At 70.5% G+C, this 11,927-nt stretch carries 12 protein-coding genes; 1 reads left to right on the forward strand and 11 read right to left on the reverse strand.

Translation table 11 applies throughout. The annotated features are described in order from the left end of the window. Positions 1-33: 33 nt before the first annotated feature. The 11 genes from AC3CBB_RS06605 to AC3CBB_RS06655 form a co-directional block, all read right to left on the reverse strand. Positions 34-960: a hypothetical protein gene (locus AC3CBB_RS06605; RefSeq protein ID WP_488626416.1), complete on the reverse strand. Its 927-nt coding sequence runs from the start codon at positions 958-960 to the stop codon at positions 34-36. Then, entirely contained in the window at positions 957-1,988 is a 1,032-nt protein-coding gene (locus tag AC3CBB_RS06610) for a VWA domain-containing protein (RefSeq protein ID WP_488626417.1), read from the reverse strand. Before AC3CBB_RS06610 ends, AC3CBB_RS06605 begins: the two co-directional genes overlap by 4 nt. Next, positions 1,985-2,986 (reverse strand): vWA domain-containing protein, encoded by a 1,002-nt coding sequence (locus tag AC3CBB_RS06615; protein WP_488626418.1) that lies wholly within the window; start codon positions 2,984-2,986, stop codon positions 1,985-1,987. Before AC3CBB_RS06615 ends, AC3CBB_RS06610 begins: the two co-directional genes overlap by 4 nt. After that, a complete protein-coding gene (locus AC3CBB_RS06620) occupies positions 2,977-3,453 on the reverse strand; it encodes a hypothetical protein (protein ID WP_488626419.1) in 477 nt (158 codons plus the stop codon). Before AC3CBB_RS06620 ends, AC3CBB_RS06615 begins: the two co-directional genes overlap by 10 nt. Further along, a complete protein-coding gene (locus tag AC3CBB_RS06625) occupies positions 3,440-4,327 on the reverse strand; it encodes a DUF58 domain-containing protein (RefSeq protein WP_123504803.1) in 888 nt (295 codons plus the stop codon). The genes AC3CBB_RS06620 and AC3CBB_RS06625 overlap by 14 nt, the downstream gene beginning before the upstream one ends. A gap of 3 nt (positions 4,328-4,330) precedes the next feature. Next, complete coding sequence (locus tag AC3CBB_RS06630) at positions 4,331-5,359, reverse strand: AAA family ATPase (RefSeq protein WP_123504804.1); 1,029 nt, start codon at positions 5,357-5,359, stop codon at positions 4,331-4,333. Next, the gene (ispG, locus tag AC3CBB_RS06635) at positions 5,356-6,504 is read right to left on the reverse strand and encodes a flavodoxin-dependent (E)-4-hydroxy-3-methylbut-2-enyl-diphosphate synthase (protein WP_199738177.1); all 1,149 of its coding nucleotides are present in this window, start codon (positions 6,502-6,504) and stop codon (positions 5,356-5,358) included. The genes AC3CBB_RS06630 and ispG overlap by 4 nt, the downstream gene beginning before the upstream one ends. Positions 6,505-6,654: 150 nt before the next feature. Then, positions 6,655-8,022 (reverse strand): M50 family metallopeptidase, encoded by a 1,368-nt coding sequence (locus AC3CBB_RS06640; protein ID WP_488626420.1) that lies wholly within the window; start codon positions 8,020-8,022, stop codon positions 6,655-6,657. A gap of 104 nt (positions 8,023-8,126) precedes the next feature. Further along, on the reverse strand, positions 8,127-9,209 hold the full coding sequence (gene dxr, locus AC3CBB_RS06645) for a 1-deoxy-D-xylulose-5-phosphate reductoisomerase (RefSeq protein ID WP_488626421.1): 1,083 nt from the start codon (positions 9,207-9,209) through the stop codon (positions 8,127-8,129). Positions 9,210-9,282: 73 nt separating this feature from the next. Continuing rightward, positions 9,283-10,275: an FKBP-type peptidyl-prolyl cis-trans isomerase gene (locus tag AC3CBB_RS06650; RefSeq protein ID WP_488626422.1), complete on the reverse strand. Its 993-nt coding sequence runs from the start codon at positions 10,273-10,275 to the stop codon at positions 9,283-9,285. A gap of 94 nt (positions 10,276-10,369) precedes the next feature. Further along, positions 10,370-10,858, reverse strand: a complete 489-nt coding sequence (locus AC3CBB_RS06655) for an OsmC family protein (RefSeq protein WP_123504809.1) — start codon at positions 10,856-10,858, stop codon at positions 10,370-10,372. 45 nt (positions 10,859-10,903) lie between these two features. Between AC3CBB_RS06655 and AC3CBB_RS06660 the strand changes: the two genes are divergently transcribed. Beyond that, positions 10,904-11,923: an asparaginase gene (locus AC3CBB_RS06660; protein ID WP_488626423.1), complete on the forward strand. Its 1,020-nt coding sequence runs from the start codon at positions 10,904-10,906 to the stop codon at positions 11,921-11,923. Positions 11,924-11,927 lie beyond the last annotated feature (4 nt).

The following is an 11,927-nucleotide window of genomic DNA, read 5'->3' on the forward strand; positions in this document are numbered from 1 at the left end:
CCGCCCGCAACTCCGGGATTCACGCGCTCACCCCTACCAGGGCTTGCCCGTGTAGTCCTTCGGCGTCTGGTCGAACTGGCGGTTGCGGTCGTTGTTGCGCTGCTGCTGCTCCTGCGCGTCGCCGTTCTGCTGCTGCAGCTTGTCGAGCGGGTCGGAGCCCGAGCCGCTCCCGGTCCCCTGGTCGGAACCCGAGCCGCTTCCCGAGCCGGAGTCGTCGCCCTGGCCGGAGTCGCCCTTCGACTGGTCGCCCTGGCCGCCCCCCTGGCCCTGATCGCCCTGCTGGTCGCCGCCCTGACCCTGCGAGCCGCCGGACTGCCCCTGCCCCTGCGCCTGCTGCTGCTTCTGCTCGAGCCGGCTCTTGGCATCGTCGAGGGGCTTCTTGCTCGGCGGCGCCGAGTCGCTGTCGGGATCGTCGAAGCAGCCGTCCGGCGCCTGGTCGATGAGCGCGAGAGCGTGCGTGTAGAAGGCTGACGCCTTGTCGAGATCGCCGTCGAGCACCGCGCTGTCGCCCTGCTGCTCGACGACCAGCGCCAGGTCGGTCTGCACCCGGCAGGTCGCGGCGACGTTGGAGGCGGGCACGAGCGCGAGCGCCCGTTCGAGCTCCGTGCGGGAGTCGACGAGGACCCCGATGCCCGCCAGACCCGTGCCGCGGTCGAAGTGGCGGACCCAGGGCTCGAGGACGTTCACCGGACCGAGACCGTCCGAGACGGCGACGACCTGGTCGAAGTTCCTGCGCTCGTACTGCCCCTGGGCGACACCGGCGAGAATCGGCATGCTGAGCAGCTTGACGGCGACGACGAGGACCAGGAGCACCGGCACGAGCGACCACCAGAACAGGCGGCGCCGGTAGCGACGGCGGTAGGCCACGAGGTCGGCCGGCACCTCGGGAGCGGCGTCGAGAGCCTCGACGTCGTCGGGCGGCGGGGGCGGCGCGACGGGCGGCAGGAGCGTGGTGGTCATGGGCGACCTCCCCCGGCCGCGATCCGGCGCGGTCGCACGTCGCCGAGGGCGCGGGCGACCACGGCGATCTCGATGAACAGGAGCAGGAACAGGGCGATCGCGGGGATCCAGTAGAGGTCGCGCGTGCTGGCCGTGCTGCCCGCGGCGCTGGTGACGTGGCCCTTCTTCGCATCGTCGACGACCGAGGCCAGCGACCCACCCGCCTCCCGGTGCAGGTACGGCACCCCGAGCTGCGAGGCGATCGTGTTCAGGTTGCCCTGGTCGATCACCGAGACGGCATCGGGCGAGCCCGACTTCGTCTTGTCTTCGATGTAGCCCTTGGCGGAGTACTGGTCGCCGTAGCCGTCGAAGACCTTCATGCGTCCGCCAGCGGCGGTTCCGTAGCCCAGGACTCCCCCGCCATCGGTCGACGCCCGGTCGGCGGAGAACGAGCCGGGGGCGGTGTCGGCGGTCTGCTCGCCGTCGCCGAGGTAGTAGACGACGTTCGCGCGGCGCGGGTCGGCCGTGTGGGCGGCCGTGAGCCGGTCCCCGAGGAGCGAGGCGGCCTCCGAGATGGTGCTTCCCTTGGAGTAGTAGGTGATCTCTTGCCGCATGCTCTTCGCCGAGGTCACCACGGCCGACGCGTCTTCGGTCAGCGGCACCCGCTGAACGGCGGTCTGGTCGAACGAGATCAGCGAGAACCGGGCCCCGGCGAGGTCGGCGGTGATCGAGTCGATGTCGGCGCGCATGCCGTCGAGGCGGGGCTCGGTGCCGTCCCAGTCCTCCGCCGCGGAGCTCGACGTCGTGTCGACGACGAAGAAGACGTTCAGCTCGGCGACCGACGCCTTGGCCGTGCCGCCGGGGATGCCCGGACGCGCGGCGATGACCAGCAGCAGGGCCACGATGGCGGCACGCCTTACCCACGCGGTCAGCATGCGGCGGTCGCCGCGCTCCGAGACGATGCGCCAGGCGACGAAGCCCACGAGCACGACCGCCGCCACGACGAGCAACGGCCAGGGCAGGACCGGACGCCAGACGAGGTCTCTCACAGTCTCACCCGCCAGAGCAGCCCCAGGGCCCCCATCACCAGCAGGATCCCGGCGATCGTGAGCGCCACCGGGTTGTCGGCGACCACGAGCCGCCGCGCCCCCGTGAAGAGGCCGGCCTCCTGCTCGTCGATGCGCTTGACGATGGCCGGCACGGTATCGGTGCCCGACAGGCCGTAGAAGCCGCCGTTCGTCGAGTCGACGACGCTCTTGAGCTCGGCGGCGACCGTGTCGCTCGTGCTCTCGGAGGAGCCGGCGACCGGATCGATCGCGTAGACCCGGATGCCTCGCTTGGTCGCCAGGGCGCCGGCCTGCTTGAGAGTCAGGATCGGGCTGCCGTTCACGTAGTTGTCGGTCGCCAGGATGATCGACTTCGGCCGCTTCGACGAGGTGTCGCCGTCGAACCCGAGCACGCACGAGCCGAGCCCGTCGCCGATGAGCGAGGCACCCTGGCCGAGGTCGGTGCCGGTCCAGTAGCGGACGCCGGTGTCGCCCTGCGTCTGGAACGAGTCGCGGTAGGTCTTCAGCTGCGCGGTGATGTAGTCGTAGTCGTCGGTGAGCGGGAACACCTGCACGGCCGAGCTGTCGAACACGGTGAGGCCGATCCGCTCGCCGTTCAGGCCCTCGGCGAGCGAGGCGAAGGTGTCGACGATCTTCGCGTCGACGTCGGTCATCGACCCCGAGACGTCGAGGCAGAGCATGATGTCGCGCTTGTACGACTGCGGCTCGACGGTCTCGACGCTCGACACCCGCGACGCCAGGAGCACGCCCGAGCCGGCCGCGACGACGACGACGGCGAGCAGGGCGCCGAGGAGGGCGCGATACCGGCGCATCACGCGGCGGTACTCGGGCAGCTCGGTGAGGCGCTCGCTGTGCGCGACCGGCACGCCGTCACGGCGCAGGAGGTCGCGGGTACGGCGACGCCAGCGCACGTAGAGCGCTGCGCCCACGATCGCCAGGCCGAGGGCGGCGAGCGGCATCCACCAGAAGATCAGCTCCACGAGCGCACCACCTCGCGGGCCGTCGCGACGGCGGCGGCAGGGTCGCCGGGGTGCTGCTTCTTAAACGCCGGCGGATAGTACTGCTCGACGGCGCCGGTGACGCGCGGAAGCGGCGCGCTCCGGAGGTCGGACAGCGTCATGACCTGCGCCTCGATGCCGGACGCCTCGGAGGCGAAGAAGCGCAGGAGCAGGCTGAGGCGGCTGTGGACGGCGCGCTCGGAGAGCTCGCCCGTCTCGGAGAGCGCGTTCACCTCGTCGATCATCGCGCCGTACTTCGCCTGCAGGAGGCCGAGCTCGACGCGCGGCTTCGGGCCGTCGACCACCGGACGCGGGAAGCGCGTGCGCGAGACCCGCACCAGGAACACGTACCAGGCGACGAGAAGCGCGACCAGCAGCACGCCGATCACGAGGTACAGGACGAACCGGTCGTACTGGGCCGGCCCGAAGAAGCCCCTATCGTCCAGCACGGCGGTGCTTCTCGAGGAGGGCGAACAGACCGGGGACGACGTCGGACTGAGAGGCGATGCGGTGGCTGGTGACGCCGAGCTGCCGCAACTCGCGCTCGGTGGACTCGACGGTGACGGACGCCTCCTGAGCGAACAGCACCTGGAGCGACCGGTTCGACCGCACGTAGGCGGGCAGCGCCGCGATCTCCTGAACGTCGTAGACCTCGCGACCGCCGCGCGCCGGGTGCATGAGGTCGGCGTCGCCGATCGTGAGCCAGAGCACCTCGTGCCGCACGCGGAGCCGCTTCAGCAGCGCGAAGTGCTCGTCGGCGAGCCGGACGTCGTCGGTGACGACCAGCAGCATCGAGCGGGTCGTGAGACGCCGGGCCACGTGCTCGAGCAGGCCCACGACGTCGCTGCGGGGCGACTCGAGGGTGATCCGCTCGTCGACGGCGCGGAGCAGCCGCTCGAGGTGCTCGTCTTTCTGCCCGGGCGGGTAGCTGCGCGAGCCGCCCTCGTCGCCGACGATCAGCGAGACGACGTCGCCGTGGCCGGTGGCGATCGAGGCCAGGGCTCCCGAGGCCATGATCGCGATGTCCTTCTTCGGCTCGCCGCTCTCGGCGGTCGCCGCCATGTTGCGGCCGGTGTCCATGAGCAGCACCAGGTGGTGCCGCCGGGCCGCGACGTAGCGCTTGACCAGGGGCTCGCCGTGGCGGGCGGTGGCCTTCCAGTCGATGTCTTTCACCTCGTCGCCCGGCACGTACTCGCGCAGGTCGTCGAAGTCGTGGCTGCGCGCGCGATGGACCGACGCGTAGCCGCCCTCGAGCAGGTCGAGGGTCTTTCGGTGGGCGAAGAGGCTCATCTTCGTCTTCACCCGGAGGAGGAGGCCCGCCACGGATCAGGGGGTCTGGACGGCGCCGAAGATGGCGTCGATGATCGTCTCGGGCTTCACCTCGTCGGCCGCGGCCTCGTAGCCGAGGATCAGGCGGTGGCGCAGGACCGAGTGGCGGAGGTGCTTGACGTCGTCCGGGATCACGTAGTCGCGGCCGTTGAGCACGGCGAGTGCCCGGGCGGCGCGCGTGAACGCGATGCTCGCCCGAGGGCTGGCGCCGAACTGGATGTAGTCGGCCATCGTGCCGGGGATGTACTGGTGCGGATGACGGGTCACGTAGATGACCTGCACGATGTAGTTGACGATCGACTGGTCGATGTAGACGCGCTTCGCGACATCCTGCAGGAACGTGACATCGTCGAGATGCACACCCGTCGCAGTGTCGCCGCGGTCGTACACCCCGGACTCGATGCGCCGGATGATCTCGGCCTCCTCGGCGGGAGTCGGGTAGTCGAGCACCTCTTTGAGGAGGAACCGGTCGAGCTGGGCCTCGGGCAGCTGGTACGTGCCCTCCTGCTCGATCGGGTTCTGCGTCGCGAGGACGAGGAACGGCTGCGGAAGGCGGTACACGGTTCCGCCGATCGACGTCTGCTGCTCCTGCATCGCCTCGAGCATCGCGCTCTGCGTCTTGGCGCTGGAGCGGTTGATCTCGTCGAGGAGCACGAAGTTCGAGTGCACGGGGCCGAGCTGGGTGACGAACGTCGCCTTCTGCGCGTCGTAGATCTGCGTGCCCGTGATGTCGCTCGGCAGGAGGTCGGGTGTGCACTGGATGCGCCGGAAGCTCGCCTCGACCGCCTGTGCCAGAGTCTGCGCCGCCGTGGTCTTGGCGAGCCCGGGCACGCTCTCGAGCAGCACGTGGCCCCCCGTCAGGAGAGCGACGAGCAGCGCCTCGCGCAGACCGGTCTGGCCCACGACCTTCGCCTCGAAGGCCGTCGACACCCGCTTCACGATCGCGGTCGCCCGCTCGAGCTCGGCCGCCGTGACCGGGCGAGGCCCGGGGGCCTCGGCCGTGGGGGTGGTCGAGACGTCCGTCACGCGGTGACGACCTCGGGCGAGCCGATCTCTCCGGGAGGCATCTCGTCGGCGAGGCGGTTCGCCTCGCGGATGAGCGTCTCGACGATGTCGGCCTCGGGCACGGTCGCGATGACCTCGCCCTTGACGAAGATCTGGCCCTTGCCGTTGCCGGAGGCGACGCCGAGGTCGGCGTCGCGCGCCTCGCCGGGGCCGTTGACGACGCAGCCCATGACGGCGACGCGGAGCGGCACGGTCATGCCCTCGAGGCCGTCGGTCACGTCGTTGGCGAGCTTGTAGACGTCGACCTGGGCGCGGCCGCAGCTCGGGCACGAGACGATCTCGAGCTTGCGCTCGCGGAGGTTGAGCGACTGCAGGATCTGCAGGCCGACCTTGACCTCTTCGGCCGGGGGCGCGCTCAGCGACACGCGGATCGTGTCGCCGATGCCCTCGGAGAGCAGGATGCCGAACGCCGTGGCGCTCTTGATCGTGCCCTGGAAAGCGGGGCCGGCCTCGGTCACCCCGAGGTGGAGGGGCCAGTCGCCGCGCTCGGCGAGCAGGCGGTAGGCCTTGACCATGACGATCGGGTCGTTGTGCTTGACCGAGATCTTGAAGTCGTGGAAGTCGTGCTCCTCGAAGAGGCTGGCCTCCCAGACGGCGCTCTCGACGAGCGCCTCGGCCGTGGCCTTGCCGTACTTCTGCATGATGCTCGGCTCGAGCGAGCCGGCGTTGACGCCGATGCGGATCGACACGTCGGCGGCCTTCGCGGCCGCGGCGATCTTGCCGACCTGGTCGTCGAACTTGCGGATGTTGCCCGGGTTCACCCGGACGGCGGCGCAGCCGGCGTCGATGGCCGCGTAGACGTAGTTCGGCTGGAAGTGGATGTCGGCGATGACCGGGATGTTGCTCTTCTTGGCGATGATCGGCAGGGCCTCCGCGTCGTCGCGGCTCGGAACGGCCACGCGGACGATGTCGCAGCCCGAGGCGGTGAGCTCGGCGATCTGCTGGAGGGTGGCGTTGATGTTCGTCGTCGGCGTCGTGCACATCGACTGGACGCTCACTTGAGCGTCACCGCCGACGAGCACCTTGCCGACCTTGATCTGGCGCGACTTGCGGCGCGGCGCAAGGACTTCGGGGATCTTGGGCATTCCGAGATTGACTGCAGGCACGCTTCATCGTAAGCCTCGCGGGCTGGAAGAGGCGCGAGCCGCGTGTGTCGCTCAGCGGGCTGCCAGGCGAGAGGGACGCAACTCGGCACGGGCCGGCGGGAGCCCCCGGCGCGGCGGGCGGCGAGTGGCTCCCCTGGATGCTCTCCCGGATCAGCCGACGGAGATCGGGTTGACCAGATCGGCGTAGATCAGCAGGAGGCTCATGGCGCCGAGGATGGCCACGACCACGAACGTGAGCGGGATCACCTTGGCGGTGTCGACCGGGCCCGGATCAGGGCGGCCGAAGAGCTTCGCGAAGAAGCGGCGGACTCCCTCGATGATCGCGCCGGCGACGTGGCCGCCGTCGAGCGGCATCAGCGGGATCAGGTTGAAGACGAAGAGGGCGACGTTGAGGCTCGCCAGCAGGCCGACGAGGTAGCTGGCGCGGTCGAGGATCGGCACCGAGTCGAGGCTGGCGACCTCGCCGGCCATGCGGCCGACTCCGACGACGCTGACGGGGCCGTTCGCATCGCGCTCGCCGCCGCCGAAGGCCGCCTGGGCGACGCCGACGAGGCGCTGCGGCAGGTGGATGATGAGATTGCCGACGTTGGTGACGTTCGACCAGACGGCCGGGATGACCGCGGTCACCGGCTGCTGGGTGCGGGCGTAGGCGGCGCCGATGCCGACGAAGCCGACCTCCTGGGTCTCTTTCGCCCCGCTCGAGTCGGTGACGTAGTTGCCGTTCGCATCGGTCACGTAGCGCTTGGTGAGCAGCGGGGTGACCTCGAGGGTGGTCTTGGCGCCGTCGCGGAGGACGACGAAGTCGACGGTCGTGCCCGCGGCCTTCTGGATCAGGGCGGTCGACTGGTCCCAGTTGTCGATGGCGGTGCCGCCGATGCTCAGGATCCGGTCGCCGGGCTTGATGCCCGCGGCGGCACCGGGCGACGGCGTGGCGTTCGCCGGGCAGGTCGTCTCGGTCGAGCCCGCGGGGAGCACGCACTGCGAGACGCTGCCCACGGTCGTCGACGCCTGCTGCACGCCGAAGCCGCAGAGCACGACGCCGAACAGCACGATCGCGATGAGGAGGTTCATCACCGGGCCGCCGAGCATGATGACGATGCGCTTCGGCACGGCCAGGCGGTAGAAGGTGCGCTTCTCGTCGCCCTCGTCGATGGTCTCGGCGCTGGCGGTGCGGGCATCCTGCACGAGGGTCTGGAAGATGCCGGTGGTCGACGTGCGGCCGCCCTGCGCCCGGTGGTTCGTGGCCAGGGCGTCCTCGGCGACGACGGCGGTCTTCTGCGGCGGGAACATGCCCGACATCGAGATGTAGCCGCCCAGCGGGATCGCCTTGACGCCGTACTCGGTCTCGCCCTTCGTGCGCGAGAAGACGGTCGGCCCGAAGCCGATCATGTACTGCCCCACCTTGACGCCGAACGCCTTGGCCGGAACCAGGTGACCGATCTCGTGCAGGCCGATCGACAGCACCAGGCCGACGACGACGATCAGGATGCCGACGATGTAGAGCAGGACAGTTTCCACGTGTGCACAGTACGGGACTCACTCAGTGAGGGAGCCGAGCGGGGCGGAACCAGCCCGGATTGGGGGTGCGCTCCCTTCGCGGGGCCCCTTTTCGGGCGCCGGAACTAGCGCGAGGCCAGCACGCGGTCGGCCTCCGCGCGCGCCCACACCTCGGCGGCCAGCACCGCCTCGAGGTCGAGCTCGGCTGCGGGCTCGTGGAGGTCGACCACGGCGCGGATCGTGTCGACGATGTCGAGGTAGCCGATGCGGCCGGCGTGGAAGGCGAGGACGGCCTGCTCGTTCGCGGCGTTGAAGACGGCGGGGTAGGTGGATCCTGCGGTACCGACCTGCTTGGCGAGGCCGACGCTCGGGAACGCCTCGGCGTCGAGGGGCTCGAACGTCCAGGTGGAGGCCGTCGTCCAGTCGAGCGGCACGCCGACCCCGGGGACGCGGTCGGGCCAGGCCATGCCGAGGGCGATGGGGAGCCGCATGTCGGGCGGCGACGCCTGCGCGATCGTGGAGCCGTCGACGAACTCGACCATCGAGTGGACGATCGACTGCGGGTGGACGGTGACGTCGATGCGGTCGTAGTCGACGTCGAAGAGCAGGTGGGCCTCGATGACCTCGAGGCCCTTGTTGACCAAGGTCGACGAGTTCGTCGTGACGACGAGGCCCATGTCCCAGGTCGGGTGGGCGAGGGCCTCGCGCGGCGTGACGTCTGTCAGCTCGTCGCGGCTCCGGCCTCGGAAGGGGCCGCCCGACGCGGTGAGCACCAGTCGACGCACCTCGCCCGCCGTGCCCGAGCGGAGCGCCTGGGCGATGGCGCTGTGCTCGGAGTCGACCGGCACCAGCTGGCCGGGCGAGGCCTTCGCCTTCACCAGGTCGCCGCCGACGATCAGGCTCTCCTTGTTCGCGAGAGCGAGTGTCGCGCCCGACTCCAGCGCGGCGAGCGTCGGGCCGAGCCCGACCGACCCGGTGATCCCGTTCAGGACGACGTCGGTCTCGATGTCGCGAACCAGCGCCACGGACTCCTCGGTGCCGAGCGCGGTGTGCTCCACGCCGAACTTCGCGGCCTGCTGCTCCATCGCCTCGCGGTTGGTGCCGGCCGAGAGGCCGACGAGCTGGAACAGGTGGGGGTTGGCTTCGATGACCTCGAGGGCCTGGACCCCGATGGAGCCGGTGGAGCCGAGAACCGTGATGCGTCGCATTCGGCCAGCCTAGTTCCGGCTGGCGGTCTGGTTCCGGGTGACGGTCTGGTCCTGGCTGGCGGTCTGGTCCTGGCTAGTTGGTCGCCAGGATGTCGACGACGAAGACGAGCGTGTCGGTGCCCTTGATGCCGGCGGTCTCGTTGCCGCCGGTGCCGTAGCCGTCGGCGGGCGGAAGGATCGCGACGACCTGCGAGCCGACGGTCTGGCCCACGAGCGCCTTCTTGAAACCGGCGACGACCGACGACGTCGAGAAGGAGGTGGGGCCGCTCCCCCAGCTCTGGTCGAACACCTTTCCGGTGCGCCAGAGGGTGCCCTGGTACTGGACGGTGACCGTGGCGCCGCTGGCGACCTTCGCACCGTCGCCCTTCTTGAGCACCTCGAGCTTGAACGTCGAGGGCGCCTTCGTCTTCGGGATCGTGACGGTCGGCTTGCCGTCGTCGGCGAGCTTCACGGTCGGGAACCCGCTCTTCGGCGCGACATCGGTGCCGGTCGCCGTGGTCGCCACCTTCGACAGGAGGTCCATGACGACGACCATGTCGTCGTTCGCTCCCACGCCGAGCGACTCGGAGCCGGTGGAGCCGAACATGTCGGCGGCGTCGGCGACGGTCACTGTGCGCGAGCCGATGGCGGCGCAGTGCATGCCGTCGACCAGGCCGGCGAGGTAGAGCTTCTTCGAGACCGTGAACTGCGTCGCGTCCGTGCCCTTGTAGCCGGCCTGCGACACCTGCTTGCCGGTCTTCGCGTCGTAGATCGTGAACGCCACGTCGAGCAGCGTGCCGGTCAGGGCCTTCTCACCGGTGCCCTCGATGACGGTGGAGCGCTGGGTGCTCGACACCGACAGCCCCTTGGCGAACTTCACCTTCGGCGCGGCGTCGAGCGCGCCGGTGACTTTCACCGACTTCGCCGCCGCGCCCGACGCGGGAGCAGTGCAGTTCGTCTGCGACTCGGCCTTGGCGGTCGCCGTGGCGGTGGCAGTGCTGTCGGCCGAGCCGCTCGACGTGCAGCCTGCCAGCGCGACGGCGACGACGGGGACGAGGGCGAGGAGGCTGAGGTTTCTGCGGCGCATGACGGCTTTCGATCGGGAGCTGACCCGGTCGTCGTGGCCGGCCCTCGGGCAGGGCGCGCTTCCGGGCGCGGAAGCCAGCAGTCTCGCCGACGAATCAGGCGGGAAGCTGAGTGCTCTCCCGGACGACGATCGTCGGCTCGTGCCGCACGGGGAAGTTCATCGACGACGCGATGAAGCACTTCTCCGACGCCTCGCGGTGGGCTGCGCGGGCCCGCTCGACCATCGACTCGTCGGCGACGGTGACAGTCGGGCGGAGGACCACCTCCGTGAAGTGACCGCCGCCGTCTGTCGTCTGCACCATCGTCCCGACGGCGTCGTCGACGTAGCCGGTCACCACGACGTCGACCGTCGTGCACACCCAGAGGTAGCTCAGCAGGTGGCACTGCGAGAGGGCGCCGAGCAGCATCTCTTCCGGGTTCCAGCGGTCGACGTCGCCGCGGAACGGCTTGTCGGCGGAGCCGAGGATGTCGGGCTTGCCTGCCACTGACAGGGTGTGGTCGCGCCCGTACGAGCGGTAGTCGGCGGTGCCCTGGCCGCGGTCGCCTGTCCAGACGGTCTTCAGCGCGTAGTGGTGGTCGATCACGGGGTGCTCCTGTCGCTGCGGGCCTCCAAAGTTACACTCGGTGGCATGACGCACCAGCACCAGGAACTCGCCGATCTCGCCACCCGCCACCCGCTGGAGGTCGCCGGAAGCGTCGAGCTCGCGGTGCTGACCCGCTCGGGAATGGTCGAGAGCCGCCACATCGGCGCGGCGGCCGTGGTCGACGCCGACGGAACCCTGGTGCGGTCGCTCGGCGATGCCTCGGCCTCGATCTACCCGCGGTCGTGCATGAAGCCGTTCCAGGCGCTCACCGTGCTCCGGTCGGGCGTGTCGCTCGACGGGCCGCAGGCCGTCCTGGCCACGGCGAGCCACGCGGGTACCGAGCGCCACCAGCGGGTCGTGCTCGACATGCTGGCCCGCATCGACGCGACCGAGGCCGACCTCCTGTGTCCCGTCGACTGGCCGTTCGACCGCGAGACGGCACGGGCCGCGGCCGAGCCCCGCCGCCTCACGATGAACTGCAGCGGCAAGCACGCCGGCTTCCTCCTCGCCTGCGCCGAGAACGGCTGGGACCCCGCGCGCTACGACGACCTCGACCACCCGCTGCAGGCCGCCGTGCGGGCGACCGTCGAGGACTCCCTCGGCGAGCACGTCGACCAGATCGGCATCGACGGCTGCGGCGCTCCCGTCTTCGCGCTCACCCTCGCCGGGCTCGCCGGCGGCATCGGCCGGCTCGTGCACTCGGCGACGACGAACGCCGACCCCGACGCCGGCCACCTCGCGCGAGCTGTCTTCTCGGACGCGTGGGCCATCGACGGCCCCGGCCGCGCCAACACGGTCACGATCGACGAGCTCGGCGTGTTCGCCAAGCTCGGCACCGAGGGCGTCATGGTCATGGGCACCCGGGCCGGGCTCGGTGTAGCCGTCAAGGTGCTCGACGGCAACCTGCGCGCCGGAACCCTGACGGCCCTGCACCTGCTCGTCGCCGAGGGCGCCGTCGACGCCGCCGCCGCGCAGCGCGTGCTCGACAGGATCCTCGACCCGGTGCTCGGCGCCGGCCACCCCGTCGGCGCCGTGCTGCCGGGGGCAGGGCTGCTCGTCGCCTGACCTC

Source organism: Frondihabitans sp. OV104, assembly GCF_057787745.1.